Annotated in this window: 15 protein-coding genes; 11 read left to right on the top strand and 4 right to left on the bottom strand. The window is 42.7% G+C overall.

The features are described 5' to 3' along the window. Position 1: 1 nt before the first annotated feature. The gene (locus tag RL70_RS12150) at positions 2–340 is read left to right on the top strand and encodes a PTS lactose/cellobiose transporter subunit IIA (protein ID WP_039043661.1); all 339 of its coding nucleotides are present in this window, start codon (positions 2–4) and stop codon (positions 338–340) included. Further along, positions 337–639 carry a PTS sugar transporter subunit IIB gene (locus RL70_RS12145; protein WP_025782815.1) on the top strand — a complete coding sequence of 101 codons (303 nt, stop codon included), beginning with the start codon at positions 337–339 and terminating at the stop codon, positions 637–639. Before RL70_RS12150 ends, RL70_RS12145 begins: the two co-directional genes overlap by 4 nt. Positions 640–852: 213 nt before the next feature. On the opposite strand, the gene RL70_RS12140 is transcribed toward RL70_RS12145, so the two are convergent. After that, positions 853–1959, bottom strand: a complete 1107-nt coding sequence (locus RL70_RS12140; protein WP_369795230.1) for a nitric oxide synthase oxygenase — start codon at positions 1957–1959, stop codon at positions 853–855. A gap of 134 nt (positions 1960–2093) precedes the next feature. Here RL70_RS12140 and RL70_RS12135 point away from each other — a divergent pair, with 134 nt between their 5' ends. Next, positions 2094–2993, top strand: a complete 900-nt coding sequence (locus RL70_RS12135; RefSeq protein ID WP_039043659.1) for a mechanosensitive ion channel family protein — start codon at positions 2094–2096, stop codon at positions 2991–2993. A 29-nt stretch (positions 2994–3022) separates the two neighbouring features. Continuing rightward, on the top strand, positions 3023–3553 hold the full coding sequence (locus tag RL70_RS12130) for a GNAT family N-acetyltransferase (protein WP_039043658.1): 531 nt from the start codon (positions 3023–3025) through the stop codon (positions 3551–3553). 52 nt (positions 3554–3605) lie between these two features. On the opposite strand, the gene RL70_RS12125 is transcribed toward RL70_RS12130, so the two are convergent. Then, complete coding sequence (locus RL70_RS12125) at positions 3606–5027, bottom strand: MDR family MFS transporter (RefSeq protein ID WP_039043657.1); 1422 nt, start codon at positions 5025–5027, stop codon at positions 3606–3608. A 280-nt stretch (positions 5028–5307) separates the two neighbouring features. On the opposite strand from RL70_RS12125, the gene RL70_RS12120 reads away from it, so the two are divergent. The 6 genes from RL70_RS12120 (at position 5308) to RL70_RS12095 (ending at position 11887) form a co-directional block, all read left to right on the top strand. Beyond that, complete coding sequence (locus RL70_RS12120) at positions 5308–6363, top strand: hypothetical protein (RefSeq protein ID WP_039043656.1); 1056 nt, start codon at positions 5308–5310, stop codon at positions 6361–6363. Between the two features lie 202 nt (positions 6364–6565). Beyond that, entirely contained in the window at positions 6566–7717 is a 1152-nt protein-coding gene (locus RL70_RS12115) for a Gfo/Idh/MocA family protein (RefSeq protein WP_039043655.1), read from the top strand. Positions 7718–7877: 160 nt separating this feature from the next. Then, positions 7878–8816, top strand: coding sequence for a methyl-accepting chemotaxis protein (locus RL70_RS12110; RefSeq protein WP_039043654.1), 939 nt, complete (start codon positions 7878–7880; stop codon positions 8814–8816). A gap of 185 nt (positions 8817–9001) precedes the next feature. Continuing rightward, on the top strand, positions 9002–9982 hold the full coding sequence (locus RL70_RS12105) for an NAD-dependent epimerase/dehydratase family protein (RefSeq protein ID WP_039043653.1): 981 nt from the start codon (positions 9002–9004) through the stop codon (positions 9980–9982). Between the two features lie 151 nt (positions 9983–10133). After that, the gene (locus RL70_RS12100; RefSeq protein WP_039043652.1) at positions 10134–10547 is read left to right on the top strand and encodes a universal stress protein; all 414 of its coding nucleotides are present in this window, start codon (positions 10134–10136) and stop codon (positions 10545–10547) included. 230 nt (positions 10548–10777) lie between these two features. Continuing rightward, the gene (locus RL70_RS12095) at positions 10778–11887 is read left to right on the top strand and encodes an NAD(P)/FAD-dependent oxidoreductase (RefSeq protein WP_052245941.1); all 1110 of its coding nucleotides are present in this window, start codon (positions 10778–10780) and stop codon (positions 11885–11887) included. A gap of 92 nt (positions 11888–11979) precedes the next feature. Here RL70_RS12095 and RL70_RS12090 read toward each other — a convergent pair whose 3' ends face one another. Both RL70_RS12090 and RL70_RS12085 read right to left on the bottom strand, forming a co-directional pair. Further along, the gene (locus RL70_RS12090) at positions 11980–12864 is read right to left on the bottom strand and encodes a fructose bisphosphate aldolase (protein WP_039043651.1); all 885 of its coding nucleotides are present in this window, start codon (positions 12862–12864) and stop codon (positions 11980–11982) included. Between the two features lie 147 nt (positions 12865–13011). Further along, entirely contained in the window at positions 13012–13680 is a 669-nt protein-coding gene (locus RL70_RS12085) for a YoaK family protein (RefSeq protein WP_052245940.1), read from the bottom strand. Between the two features lie 271 nt (positions 13681–13951). Here RL70_RS12085 and RL70_RS12080 point away from each other — a divergent pair, with 271 nt between their 5' ends. Continuing rightward, positions 13952–14755: a gluconate 2-dehydrogenase subunit 3 family protein gene (locus tag RL70_RS12080; protein ID WP_052245939.1), complete on the top strand. Its 804-nt coding sequence runs from the start codon at positions 13952–13954 to the stop codon at positions 14753–14755. Positions 14756–14779: the final 24 nt, after the last annotated feature.

The raw sequence follows: 14779 nt of genomic DNA, 5'->3' as shown, positions 1-14779 counted from the left end.
GATGCACACAATTGAAGAAATACAAATGCTGTCATTCACGATTATTTTGCACGCAGGCAACGCTAGATCCAGTTCAATGGAAGCCATTGCCCTAGCGAAATCCTATGAATTTGATGAAGCTCGAAAGAAGATAGAAGAAGCGGATAAGGAATTCACTGAAGCTCATAATTACCAGACAAAACTTTTACAAGCTGAAGCTAACGGTGTAGAAAATCCTGTGACAGTCATATTAGTGCATGCTCAAGATCATCTCATGACAGCGATGACGGTTAAAGAGTTGGCGAATGAGATGATTGATATGTACGAACGGATGCAGATGATTGAGGAGGGAAAAAGATGAAAATCATTCTAGTTTGTTCTGCGGGAATGTCGACTTCTATGTTAGTGAAGAAGATGAGAGATTCAGCAGAAGCAAGGAACTTAGATGTAGAGATCAGTGCAGTTGCTGAATCTCAATTGAAAAACAACTTGGAAAACCTGGATGTAGTCCTGATTGGACCACAAGTCAGATACCTGGAAAAGAAGATAAAACAACAATTGGAACCTCAAGGTATAAAGGTAGACATCATCAATCAGTTAGCTTACGGAATGATGAAAGGTGACAAAGTGTTAGACCAGGCAATCGAGTTAAAAGGTTAATGTAAGAAATCTAGTACACCCAATACTAAGCCACCGACTCATTCGGCGGCTTAGTATTTTTTAGTAGGGATGCAATAGTGCTGGGTATACAGGTGTAGGTGATTGGGAAACGGGAGGGTTCAGTTATGAAAGATTTTGTTGAGGTAGGTAGGTGATGATGAAACACCTATGCACAAACGAATGGTGCATAGGTGCATGAAAAAAGCGTAGTGTCTATTCTTCGTCCAGTGGGCTTGCCTGATGAAAGAAGTTTGGTGTCACGATATCATTTCGGTATGGCTTATGGAAAATATGCGTCGTAGCGGGGGAGACAGGCGGGATAAGCCAAGTCCAGTTACCGGTGACGGAGCGTCCCGCATTCTTCTCCTTTTTCTCGAACGCTTTAAATTGTTTGGCGGCTGTATGATGGTCGATAATTGTAACGCCTGATTGGTGATAAGAGTGCAGGACAGCGATGTTCAGTTCGACGAGTGCTTTGTCAATCCAGAGTGAACGGTTTGAGTTTGTTGCAAGTCCCATCTGTTTCGCTATCGCCGGCAGCAGGTTGTATCGGTCTTCGTCCGCAAGGTTCCGTGCTCCGATTTCAGTTCCCATGTACCAGCCGTTGAAAGGCGCCATCGGATAGTCAATACCTCCGATTTCAAGCCTCATGTCAGAAATAATCGGTACCGCATGCCATTTGATGCCAAGCGCCTCGACACCAGCAATGTCTGGGTGGCTGATGGGTACTTCTTTCACTAAGCCATCCGGTAGCTTGTACAATTTAGGAGGGTGTCCGTCTTCTTGGATAACGAGCGGTAGGATGTCGAACGAAGTGTGAGCCCCTTGCCAGCCGAGAGACTCGCACTTTTTTGTCATGGCATTATTCGCAGAATCACCCACAACTTTCCCATCCATTTCATAACCTGCATACCGAATTAGCTGATGATTCCAGATACGAATTGGATTTTGTCCTTCTTTCCGTGGTGGGAAGACGGTAATGGTCGATCGGATATCACCGTCATTCGTTGCAAAGTGAACATGGTCCAGCAATGCATCAAATGCTTCGTCCACTGTTGTTACGTCTCGTCTATCGAACACTTCAAGTGTCTCCCAAAGCAGACGACCGATGCAGCGGTTGCTGTTGCGCCAAGCCATTTTCGCCCCATGCGCCAATTCAGTGGGCGTGTGTGTATAGGTGCCGCTTGCTGTGATTTCGTTTTTAATGTCTTGAAGTCGCTGTTGTTGTTGTTCCGCAGGAAGTCCTAACTCCCCATAACAACGTTCGATGAAATCCGCAGCTTTCGTGAAAAGTTCTTCGTTCTGTTCATTCACAATAATCCACTCCTTACTTTTCAGTCTACCATCGACCGGACTTTTGATTGCTGAACGTTTTGTGTCGAGGTGGATCACTCGTGTAACACACAGCAAAAAGTGATATTTACGGTATACTAGTAGGGCAGAGGAGTGGTACCATGCCAGACGTTTTAAAAGAGTATTTCCTTGGACTTGCCGATAGCTTAAAATCCACCTTAAAAACGCCGGATGCATATTTGAACAAAGTGGCGCTGACAGTGGTAATTCTGGTGCTCGGCTTATCCTTATATGTCTTATTCAAAAAAATGATATTGAGAAGTGTTAAAGATTTCACGAAGAAGATTCAGTTACATAAAGCAGCGAAGCAGACGATGGCGACGTTGACGGTCGTTGCGGTGTTATTCATATGGATTCAGGCGATAAATGTACTGGTCTTAATCGCACTATTATTTGGCGTCATTGCGGTGTTCATGGTCAGAGGATTGACAAACAACATTATCGGATATTTTGTCATTAAGTATCGGAAGTATTTTGAAATTGGACACCGTGTAGAAATTAATGAAATTATCGGGGATGTTGTTGAAATCAATTCAACTAGTTTCAAATTGTTAGAGGTACGTACTGGATTATCATCCGATGCGAATACAGGGCGTATTATCAAGCTGCCGAATAGTATTATTTTCAATGAATCCATTGAAATTATCGGTGGTGCAAATTCATTTGTTTGGCATGAACTCAAGTACGTACTGTCTTTCGATAGCGAATGGCAGACAGCTGAGAAGATCATGACGGATGCAGGTCAGGCATATTTCGAGGAAACTGTACTGCCTGAGCTTAAGAAGAAGAAAGGTCACATGTCTAGTGAGCAAGCAGCCCTGCAGCCTGTATTTTCAGTGGATACGAATGATGCAGGAATTGTATTGGTTTTACGGTATTTGGTCGATTACCGGCATGGGACTTGTGTGAAAACCGGATTGCAACGAAAAATCTTGCCGCAACTCAATGAGCATCCAAACATCGACTTTGCAATTTGGGAAATGAAAGTGTTCAAGGGGTAATTTTACAAATTAGAAAGAAGGAAATTTTTATGTCAGATCAAACAAAGTCTGCAGTAAATAGTGTGATTCGGAATGCACAGCCTGAAGATGCTGCGCGTATTGTTAGTTTTTATAATATAGTTGGCGGGGAGACGGATTATCTGTCTTTCGGTCGGGATGAATACCCTCAGTCAGCTGATGAAGTGGCGCAATCCATAGTTCATATGAAAGGATCCAGTGGAAACTGCATGTTGCTCATGTTGGAAGGGGAGGAGATTGTCGGAATCGGTACGATCGATTCTAGTACGAAACACAGGTTCCTTCATGTCGGAACACTTGGTATTGTCATTTGCCAGTCGCACGCAGGAAAAGGACTTGGCCGCATGCTGATGAATGCACTGATTGAGTGGTCTAAAAATAATGGACAAACGGAAAAAATTACGCTTGTCACACGTGCTGATAACGAACGGGCCATCGCACTTTATGAAAAACTCGGATTTGAACGGGAAGGTCTTTTTTGCAAAGACTCGTATGATGGCGAACGGTACTACGATAGCTTGTCCATGGCACTTTTCTTATAAAATCAAAAAATCTCCCAACATCAACTGATGTGGGAGATTTTTTAACATGTAATTACGCATCCATCGATTGTTCTTTCGATTTCGGATCACGGATAGCAAACGACAGCAACAATCCGAACGCTGCGATGCATCCGGCTACCAAGAAGGCGATGTTGACTCCATGGATCTCTCCGGCAACTGAATCTCCGCTTGCTGCGGTGATGGTGATCGTCACGAGCACCGCAGTTCCGACAGCACCTGAAATCTGACGGAAGGTGTTATTCATGGCCGTACCATGGGAAATCAGGTGATTCGGTAACTGATTCAAACCGAGCGTTGTGGATGGCATCATGACCATGGCGATACCGACCATTCGTATTGCGTTCAAGACCGCTAAATACGTAAACGTCGTATCTTGCGACAAGTTCGCAAAGAAGAACGTCGTGACAGTCAAAATGGCAAAACCGGTACGCAGTAGCCATTTAGCTCCGTATTTATCGAACAGCGTACCAGTAACGGGATTCATGGCACCCATAACAATCGCACCTGGCAAGAGCATGAGTCCTGAATGCAACGCGTTGAACCCAAGTAAATTTTGCATGAAGAGTGGAAGAATGACTGTCGTTGCAATCATCGATGCAAACACAATCATTCCGAGTCCTGTTGCTAGTGAGAAGACGCTATATTTAAACACTCGGAATTCAAGGATTGGTTCTTCAAGTTTCAACTGTCTGTTGATGAACAAGAAGAGAGTAACCGCACCAACTACTAGCGAAATGATCACGTTTGGACTAAGCCAACCTAAGTTACCTGCCACACTGAAACCATACAACAGTCCACCAAATCCGAACGTGGAGAGGACAATAGACATATAGTCCATTTTTGGATTCGTTTGTTCTGTAATATTCTTAAGTAAGAAATACGCGGCAATAATAATTACTGCGGCAATTGGTAGCACGACGTAAAAGACACTGCGCCATGGGAAGTTATCGACGAGATAGCCGGACAAACTTGGTCCAATGGCGGGTGCAAATGCAATGACAAGACCAAACATCCCCATTGCTTTCCCGCGTTGCGAAATTGGGAATATGAGAAACATGATCGTTTGCAAGAGCGGCATCATGATTCCGGCTCCAGCCCCTTGTAAAACGCGTCCTACCATCAAGAAGGTAAAGTTAGGAGAAAATGCAGCGATGAGTGTACCTATGGCGAAGGTGCCCATAGCAGTAAGGAACAACTTTCGTGTAGTAAATTTCCCAATTAGGAACGCAGTGATTGGAATCATGATTCCATTGACGAGCATGAAGATCGACTGTAGCCACTGAACGGTACTTTGGCTAATGTTGAGATCTTTCATAATCGGGGGGAGAGCGGTCGCTAGAAGCGTCTGGTTCAATATAGTAATGAACGCTCCAGACAATAATACAGCGAGTAGAGGAATATTCTTTTTAAAATCGAACGTCTGGGAATCACCCAGTGCTTGTGAATTGACCATTAGCTTTTCATCACCTCATTTTGGAGTAGCAAATCCTTATACACCTATTAATATGAAAACCGGACCTGACATTCCTTATATGATAGAGGTTATTGGTGCAGACCTCAATTTTGTTGTTTGATAAATCGTATTGTATTAGTAAGGATTGCCGCATTGAGTGCAAGCGATACCAAACCATACCTTATTGCGACAAAGTCAAACTTCATTTGCCTGGAAAGTACCAGCACTGGATGATACGATGTGAAAGAATAGTTAAATAATTGGGTGAATGAGGAGAAGAATGAAAAAGAAACTATTAATCGCGGGCATATCTATAAGTTTGCTGCTGTTTATTGCTGCAGCAGTTTTCGTAGGATTTTCCGTTTATATCTTTCTTGTCTATTCTAACATGGCACGGGGAGCCATCTATATGGAAGATGAGTTACCCGAATATGCACAAGATAAGTTTGGGCGAACAATTGAAATTGTAGATCGGAAACCAGAAGATGATGATCGCTATAAGGCTGTAGTGCATGTGAAAACGCAGGATCGGCAAGAATTGAACTTTCTTATTCGCATTAACAAAAAGGGAGAGGTCGAGAATGATAATTATCAAGAACTCGTAACTCGTGACGACGTAAACAATCGATATAAGGAGAGCGAGGAAATAAAAGCGCTTAAAGCAAATGGATTTTCAACGATCACACTCGGAAATGAGGTGTACGAAGAGGACTTGACCATGAACCTTCCTGAAGAAGTTCAGTTGTTTGAGCCAGCTGCATTTGAATTACTGCATGCCTCTTTACCCATCATCCATCGACTGAACGAAAAAATAACGGCAGATACGGGATATCCATTGGAGGTCCTTTCTGTAAACGGTGAGTGGCTTGACCTCACTAAGAGTTATGAGAATGCACACTCCATAGGTCAGGCGTTTGCCCAGGAAAGTCCTGAGATCTTCTATCCGAATTTCTATAATGAAGACATGCTAGTTTTACATAATGGACTTGAAGACTTAGAAGAGACAATTCTGAGATTACGACTTGCAGACGCGGAACTGTCCTGCTACGAATTAAAAGACTTTGAATCGTGTAAACACTATGAAGTCGTTATCGATACAACGGAACAGGAAGACGGCACGGTTTTTCATACGGATGAGAAAGAAGACTTAGATGAGCTCTTATTAGTTATTCAGCATCTTCAGAAAATCGACTTACCCATTAAACGGGTAAGTTTGTATCCTGTACTTGTAATTGCCAAAGCGGACGTGGAGCAGGATTATAGAGCGTCTGAGGTATTCATTTCACCAATTGACGATATTAAGACCGTTCGTGATATACGTTTTCAAGTAAAATGAGTATTGTCAGGTGATAGATAACTAGGAAATGTCTATACTTTACACACTAGTTGGTGGTTTGAAATTCAACTACACCATGTATTACTTTAGTGGCGTCGGCATCTTCTCAGAGGAACGATTATAGTATGCTATAGTTTTTGCAGGGCTTGATATATAAAGGACTTTCGTCAATTTACAAGAGACACATAAATGAGGTGCGCATATGAAAAAAGTAAGAATTGGAGTCATTGGAGCAGGACTGAGAAGGAATTTAGCACTTTATTGGCATAAGCCTGAGGGGGAATCTGAGATTGTTGCTTTGGCGGATTTATCAGAAGACCGTCAGCAGGAATTTCAAGAAGAGATAGGCTCGCAACTTTTTCTAACGAAGGATTATAAAGAGTTATTGGTGCGAGATGATATCGATGCAATCGCTGTGCTATCACCAGATTATCTCCACGAGGAGCATGTGATTGCGTGCTTAGAAGCGGGCAAGCATGTGTATTCTGAAAAGCCACTGGCAATTACAGTGGAAGGATGTGACCGAATCATCGAGGCGTGGGAGAAATCGGATAAACACTTGATGGTTGGCTTCAACATGAGATATATGAGTATGTATCAGACGATGAAGGGGTTAATTGACTCAGGAGCGATAGGGGAGTTGAAAACAGTATGGGTTCGCCATTTTGTTGGATTGGGCGGATATTATTACTACCATGACTGGCACGCAAGAAGTGATAAGACGACTTCACTCCTACTTCAGAAAGGGTCTCATGACTTGGATGTCATCCATTGGATTTCAGGTAAATATACAACGAAAGTTTCTGCATTCGGAGGGCTGGATTATTACGGCGGGGACATGCCGAATGATCTGACGTGTCCGGAGTGTTCGCTGAAAGATACGTGCCCAGAGTATGTGCCGCATACATTTACGGAATGCGCATTCCGCAAAGAAGTAAATGTGGAGGATAACAATATGTTGATCATGGAGTTAGAAGGCGGTATAAAAGCATCGTACTTACAATGTCATTTCACACCGGACTATGAGCGGAACTATACATTTATCGGCACAAAAGGAAGGATTGAAAACGATGAAGTGAATGGCAAAGTGTATTTGAAGACACGCAAAACGAACACGTGGAATGAGTTTAGTAATGTGACGTATGAGATGAAGCCTGAAGTCGGAAGTCACGGTGGTGCAGATCCGAAAATTGCACAAGACTTCATTGAACTTTTACTTCGTAATAAACAGCCGCTTACATCTCCGTTTGCGGGAAGAATGAGCGTTGCGGTAGGCTGTGCAGCAACAGAATCGGTTCGGTCCGGTGGCGGAGTTATCCGCGTAACTCGGGAATCGAGTTTGACTGATTGCTGATGACTCGCATTTTATTCAACCTATGAATGTGTGAGAATATTTTCCTGAATCAGCGTTCACAAAAAAGTCAGAAACATGACTTCTGACCCTGAAATATTCAAAGAATATAGGTCGTTCTATGCTATAATTATGAACATAAAGATAACTTGGGGGAGTTCAAATGTTCAGAAGTAAAAGTAGACTAGTTGAAGAAGATAATTTCCAAGAGGAATTAACTGCTTTAAAACAAAGCCATGCGATAAAAGAGGAGCAAGATCAGACTCGTTTGCTTGAGTTAAGAGACGAGTTATCGGCTGCTGTGATGCAGCACGAGAAAGTGAATGGGCAACATGGTGTCTTAGGCGAAGCAGTTGGCAAAATTGAAGAGCGATTTGAGAACATTGCCGAACTTAGTGAACAAACTACTCAAAAGTCAGAAGAACTGTATGAAAAGGGACGTTCTTTAGAAGATCAATCACATGTGATGGTCGTCGAAGCTACTGAAGGTACACAAGAAGTGAACGCAACAGCAGAAGTAATTAAAAATCTTGGGGTGCAAATACAGGCTTCCGAGCAAAATATGACCAATTTAAGTGCACGATCAGATGAAATTCAATCGATTGTCGGGGTAATCGATGGCATTGCAACACAAACGAATTTACTTGCGTTAAACGCTTCAATTGAAGCAGCAAGAGCGGGTGAGTCTGGAAAAGGGTTCGCAGTTGTTGCGCAGGAAGTCCGTAATTTAGCAGAAAGTACGGCAAAGAGTACAGCGAGTATTCAAACTCTGACTTCGTCATTGCGTGACGAGATTAAAGAAGCGTTGGATTCCACAAGAACGAGTGCGGAGCTTGTGGATAAAGGTGTCCAAGTTAGTCTTGCGACAGCTGAGAAAATGGAACGCATTTTAAATACAATCGAACAGAGTCAAGGTGATATTGGATCCATCCAGAAAATGATTGAAGAGCAAAAACAACTATCTGCAGAAGTGAAAAGTGAGCTATTGGGTGCAAAAACTCTTTTCTCACAAGCACACGGTCTCATTATTGAGCATATTGAAGATGCCAAGGAAGTCGACAAACGACTTGAAAATGGTATTCGCCAATTGGCTGTAGAGTAATCAGAATAACGATGACACGAACCTATAAAGGGATCGTGTCTTTTTTCATTGTAAAAGTTGTTCATGGTGCAACAGAAAATATATTACGTACCGCTATTACGCTTCCACACTATTCCGCAATTGGATTACCCAAAACGATAGAAGGGTAGAATACAGGAACACTTTGAATAAGGGAGTTATGCTGAATGGAAAAAGTTTTTGTTTTAGGTGGAACCGGGTTGCTTGGACTTGAGACAATCAACGAATTACTCGACAAAGGATACGAGGTTTCTACAATTGCACGCAATGCAGAAGTCATGGAGGATGTGTTACCTGATCCAGTAAAAGAACGGATAATTGGCGACATGAATGAGATGACGGATGAGCAAGTGTTGGCGATGCTGAAAGATAAAGACGCATTTGTCTATGCAGCTGGATTGGATGAGCGAACCCTTCCTGAAGCACCCGCTATGAAATTTTATTATGAAAAAAACGTACTACCTACACAAAGATTTGCAAGATTGGCTCGTATAGCGGGCGTGCAGAAGTTTCTCATATTCGGTTCGTATCACACTGAAACTGCGGGTATGTGGACCGATTTGAATTTGCAGGAACAACCTTATGTCAAAACAAGATTACTACAGGAGGAAGTTGCATTCATGGAAGGAGAAGGATCCATGGAGGTCATGTCGCTTCGTCTACCATACATATTCGGAACAATGCCACATCGTACACCGTTATGGAAAAGCTTTTTCCCTCGTGTTCAAGGTCTAGATGTAGTCAAAGTCCCCGCTGGCGGGACGGCAATGGTGACAACGAAGCAAGTGGCGGAAGCGGCTGTCGGTGCATTGGAACATGGTGAGCACCGAGGGACTTACGCTATCTCTGGCATTAATATGAAGTATGACGAGTTCTACAAGATGATTGCGGAAAGTCTTGGACAAACTGACACAATCGTTGAAACAGTTCCCATAGGTCAATTGAAGCCATCTGCTGAGAAAATGGATGAAACTGTCGCAGCAAAAGGGAAAGAGCATGCGATTCATATGGGGAAACAAATCGAAATGCAGAATCGAGATGCCTTCATTGATCCGAATGAGACGATGCGGATTTTAAATTATCAGGAAGACGATGTCCGTGCTGAAATTAGAAGAACGTTGGCTGCTTGTGCAGAAGAAGTACAGTGAGATTCCCTTACTTTCATACAACTGAGGAAAAAAACGAGTGCAACTCAAAAATCTTTTTGCGCTTTCATTGATTTCTGTTTGAGGTCTGGTAAAATCGGTGGTATTACTTACATGACTCTTTGACTGGCGAGCAAATCTAAGGAGGGCGATTATGAATATTGCGGTGGCTGTGGATGGTTCAGAGAGTGCATTACGTGCGGCACAACATGCGCTAATGCTTGTTCAGTTTTTACCAGAGACGCACTTGGAGATCATTTTTGTGACCGATTTTAATAAGGTGGAAGACGAACGACTTCTGACAGAAAGCCCTAAAAATCTCGCTGCGTATCAGAAGAAAAACGTCCAACCTGTTATTAAAATGGCTCGTGAGGCCGGGGTAGAACCGAAAGTCACGTTGCTGAAAGGGCAGACGGGTCCAACGATTATCAAGTATGTGAATGCTAGTGAAGTTGATCAGCTAATACTCGGTAGTCGAGGGCTGAATGCTTTTAAAGGACTTATATTTGGGAGTGTCAGTGAGAAAGTGGTAAAGCGTATGAGTTGTCCTGTGACGCTTGTTAAATAGAAATAGTACTAAGTCGTGTATCGAGTATATTCATCTTAAAGATTCGGTTTTTGCTGAACTCAGCAGATTCGGGTCTTTTTGCTTTTACAATTATTCCAGTGAGCATTCTTCTGGTTTTTCCTTATCTGTTTGTTAAATTATTATAAGGTTTAACTAATTCCGAAATAAATGGTTGAAGTGAAAAACACGAGAGTCACATTTGTGATGGTTAAAAACTGGGGGGGATTGCGGTGAATCCAATAAATTCAAAAAAAGGTGCTACCAACGGCTCTGCCATCGTTGTTGGGGCGTCACTTTCAGGGCTAATGACTGGAATTGCGCTTGCTAGAGAAGGTGTACAAGTGACTCTTCTCGAGAAAGTTGGATCAGGACATCGATCCGGGGCTGGTCTTCAAGTTGATGCCGCAAGATTTAATGCGACAGGGACGGAGCGTTTGTTACGAAATTTAGCTTCCGGTGGGAAACGATCCATTCAGCTATGGTCCTCGATAGAGTCTCGTTTACGGAAAGAAGCTGAAGAGGATTCAAGGATTGAATTACGTTACGATACGCGTGTTGAATTTGTAGACCAAGATAATACTTCCGCGTTTGTTATGACGGACGCGGGAGAGACAATTCACGGCGACCTTTTGATTGGCGCGGATGGGCATCATAGTTTAGTACGGAGACACGTAGCTCCAGATAATCCCGAGGCAACGTTTGCGGGATATATGGTGTGGATTGCCTCTACGAAAGAAGAAGAGTTGCCACCACATATGTGCCCAGGTTACCACCATCCCGAAGTAACTATGCTCGAAAGTTTAAATGGCTTTTTGTTTGGATCAATCATTGAATCTGGGGGCGAATCTGGGAATCGTCGAATTGGCTGCACGTGGTACGATAACTCAAGAAATGAATTGTTGCGCCATCTCGGATGTGTGGAAGGAAATGTCGTGAAGCATTCACTCAAAGGACCTGATATACCTCAAGAGACAATCGATGAACTCGCTACATTAGTATCTGTAAGATGGGACGAGCCATGGAAATCCGGGATGTTGCACGCACTTCAACATCGAAATCTTACAGGGACCCCTATTAAAGAATACGTTCCCACTCAGCTAGTCCATGGTCGTATTGCATTGATAGGAGATGCTGCACACGTTCCAGCACCCATTACGGCAAGCGGATTTAACGCATCTTTGCAAGACGCGGTGGATTTGGGGAAGTGTGTGTCAAAGGGAATCGAAGGAACCGCAGCCATAAAAGCTTTGAAAAACTATGAATCGCTCCGTTTACAAAAGGTCCGAAAAATGGTGCAATCCGGGCAAACCTATAATCGCTCATTTGGACTGGGACGTTAATAAGCTCGAAAATTACTTCTTCAAGAGTAAACAGTAAATAAAAAAGCCTGTGTCTAAAACCAACTGAATTGGTTTTGGCACAGGCTTTTCGCTTAAATGGACGCTTCGTAAATCGATTTAACAGCTTTTCCAAGAGCGCTGTTGAACTCACCGTCTGATTGGTTAGCATTCAAGTCCTGGCTAAGAGCTCTAGAGAAGCTGGCAATCACTCCTTCATTCTCTTTAAGCTTTTCATTGGCGATATCTGTTGGATATCCACCAGAAAGTGCGACAACTCGTACCACGCTAGGATGTTGAATAAGCTCCTTGTATAAGTTTGCTTCAGTAGGGATTGTCAGTTTCAACATGACATTTTCATCATCTTTCAACTGGTCCAAGTGGTTAAGAAGTTCAGTTTTCAATAATGTCTCACAAGCCGGTTTGTTTGCGCTGTTAATATCCACTTCAGGCTCGATAATTGGAACGAGCCCCGCAGCGATAATTTGCTTACCGACTTCAAATTGTTGATCGACGACTGCCTTGATACCTTCTTCATTTGCTTCTTTAATGACAGAACGCATTTTTGTTCCAAAGATATGACGTTCGTTTGCGCGTTTCAAGGTTTCATCCAAATCTGTAATTGGTTTCATGAGTTGGACGCCGTTTGCTTCTTCAGCAAGACCTTTATCGATTTTAAGGAATGGAGCAATCCCTTTCTTTTCAGCTAAGTAATCAGCAGTGTACATACCGTCAATTTCACGATCCATCGTTTGTTCGAAAAGAATCGCACCTAGAATATGCTGCGCATCAAATGCAGGAGAGGTGATGATTCTTGTCCTCATATCATGCACCAACGTAAACATCTCATCTTCGTTTGTATACGCGTCTTCGTTCACACCGTATGCTGCAAGTGCCTTAGGGGTACTGCCGCCACTTTGGTCAAGCGCTGCGATGAACCCTTTTCCGTTTTTCACCTTGTCAAATTGTTTTTCATTCATTCCACTCACTCCTCATTTCTAGTGTGTAACTTCCTGAAAAAATCATAAAGATGGAGACTGACAAAGGTCAGTCTGAATGTCTATCACTCTAACATGAATAGAGCCTATTACGCCATCATCCAGATTAGGAATGGCTCTAACTACCTCTTACGTCCACTTATAGAAAAATAGTGCAACGATTGAAAAGCAGACAATCCCGAAGGCAATCCATAATATAGCCATCGGATCCCATCCGCTGACAAATGCACTAGCACCAACTCCAGCAACAAATGTAATGATGCCAATGAAAAGATGAAGCATATCTTTTTTTGCCTGTTCATCCTTTTCGAAGAGAATCAGATACAAGCTGTTCATCATATTCCTCGCATTCCCAGTCATGATGCCGTTATTGACGGAAGTCGATCCGATTTTTCTGAACGTCGTCAATGCATAGCCGGAAAGTAATCCCAATACAAAAACCATTACAGACAACTCGAGACTTGTTTGAAACAGTGCCAACACCAGTAAAAGGATTGCCTGGACATACAGGAACAGACGATATCTCCTCAAGCCAGGAAGCCTCAAGCGAGCCAAAAGAACTTCACCTAAAAATGCACCACACATGAATCCGAAGAAAGCAATCATGTTTGCTAAGGCATCATAGGGATGACCTGTGAATAATTTGACACCAAACGTCACCATGTTTCCAGTCTGGGCACTCACGAAAACATGGTCCAACTCCATGAATGTATAGGCATCGATAAACCCCATCAAAAAAGCAGCACAGATTGTTAGTAAACTTGTTATCCGTTTGGTATGCAACTGATCTCTATCCATTTAGCTCCCCCTTTCTGCAGTGCGAATCCTCAAGAACTATGTATACCTCTGAAATACCCTTATTCAGCGAGAGATATCCATGAAGTTCAAAGAATGTGACGAACGCCTGAAAATGCATGACTAGTTTTGTATTGAATCGTCAATACTCAATTTGAAAACATAATTCACTATATTTTATGGATTCATACTTGTGATGTGAAGGTTTTGGGAATTATATTACAGTTTAATTTTTCACAAATACGGAAAAATATAAGGTTGGGGAGGTTTTAACATGTCAGATAATAATCCAAAAGATAGCGCGAGTGGAGAGCAACAAAAACAGCAAGATATGAGTCGCCGGAAATTCCTGAAGAATTCAGGTTTAGTAGCAGGTGGACTGGTTGGTGGTTCATTATTCGGTGGCTTGCTAACGAATAGTTTCGATTCGAAGAAAGAACAAAAGGTTGAAGAGCATAAGGATGCTTTGATAGATGTACAAGAAGCCATGCAATTTTTCACCCGACATCAAGACTTCTTAGTACTGATGGCTGCAACGGAACAAATCTATCCCGAGGACGAGCATGGTCCAGGGGCAATTAAATTAGGCGTTCCTTACTATATTGATAAGCAATTGGCTGGCCGTTGGGGCATCAATGGAAGAGACTACAGACATGGTCCGTATACAGCTGTTTTAGATGAGAGTGATCAATCTGCGGGTCCTGCAGGCGAACAATCCATTTTGGATCGTGGCGACATATTCATTCACGGATTAAGGAAGTTGGACGAAGAAAGTCAAAAACGATTTAGCACTACTTTTGATAAGGCAGAAGAAGACCAGCAAATTCAGATTTTGCAGGACTTCGACGATGATAAAGTGAAAATGAACGGACTCGCTGCTTCTGAATTCTTCGCTCTGCTAATTCAATCTACATTAGAAGGCGCATACTCCGATCCATTATATGGAGGAAACCGCAATATGGAAGGCTGGAAAATGAAAGAGTTTCCTGGAGCACAAACCTCATACGCTGGCTACATAGACCAAGACGAATTTATAAAACTGCAACCAATTAGTTTACGGGACTATCAAGGACACTAAATCATAAATTGAGAAGAGGAAGCA

The sequence above is a fragment of the Sporosarcina sp. ZBG7A genome (assembly GCF_000813425.1).
In the GTDB taxonomy this organism is placed as follows: Bacteria; Bacillota; Bacilli; order Bacillales_A; family Planococcaceae; genus Sporosarcina.
Note: the sequence above shows the minus strand (reverse complement) of the source record. Positions and strands in the feature narration are given on the sequence as shown.

Bases quoted from the DNA above. Each gene is read 5' to 3' on its own strand.
- RL70_RS12120 (WP_039043656.1), top strand. From the start codon at position 5,308: ATGAAAAAGAAACTATTAATCGCGGGCATATCTATAAGTTTGCTGCTG.
- RL70_RS12085 (WP_052245940.1), bottom strand. From the start codon at position 13,680: ATGGATAGAGATCAGTTGCATACCAAACGGATAACAAGTTTACTAACA.
- RL70_RS12110 (WP_039043654.1), top strand. From the start codon at position 7,878: ATGTTCAGAAGTAAAAGTAGACTAGTTGAAGAAGATAATTTCCAAGAG.
- RL70_RS12100 (WP_039043652.1), top strand. From the start codon at position 10,134: ATGAATATTGCGGTGGCTGTGGATGGTTCAGAGAGTGCATTACGTGCG.
- RL70_RS12105 (WP_039043653.1), top strand. From the start codon at position 9,002: ATGGAAAAAGTTTTTGTTTTAGGTGGAACCGGGTTGCTTGGACTTGAG.
- RL70_RS12145 (WP_025782815.1), top strand. From the start codon at position 337: ATGAAAATCATTCTAGTTTGTTCTGCGGGAATGTCGACTTCTATGTTA.
- RL70_RS12135 (WP_039043659.1), top strand. From the start codon at position 2,094: ATGCCAGACGTTTTAAAAGAGTATTTCCTTGGACTTGCCGATAGCTTA.
- RL70_RS12080 (WP_052245939.1), top strand. From the start codon at position 13,952: ATGTCAGATAATAATCCAAAAGATAGCGCGAGTGGAGAGCAACAAAAA.
- RL70_RS12090 (WP_039043651.1), bottom strand. From the start codon at position 12,864: ATGAATGAAAAACAATTTGACAAGGTGAAAAACGGAAAAGGGTTCATC.
- RL70_RS12115 (WP_039043655.1), top strand. From the start codon at position 6,566: ATGAAAAAAGTAAGAATTGGAGTCATTGGAGCAGGACTGAGAAGGAAT.
- RL70_RS12150 (WP_039043661.1), top strand. From the start codon at position 2: ATGCACACAATTGAAGAAATACAAATGCTGTCATTCACGATTATTTTG.
- RL70_RS12125 (WP_039043657.1), bottom strand. From the start codon at position 5,027: ATGGTCAATTCACAAGCACTGGGTGATTCCCAGACGTTCGATTTTAAA.
- RL70_RS12130 (WP_039043658.1), top strand. From the start codon at position 3,023: ATGTCAGATCAAACAAAGTCTGCAGTAAATAGTGTGATTCGGAATGCA.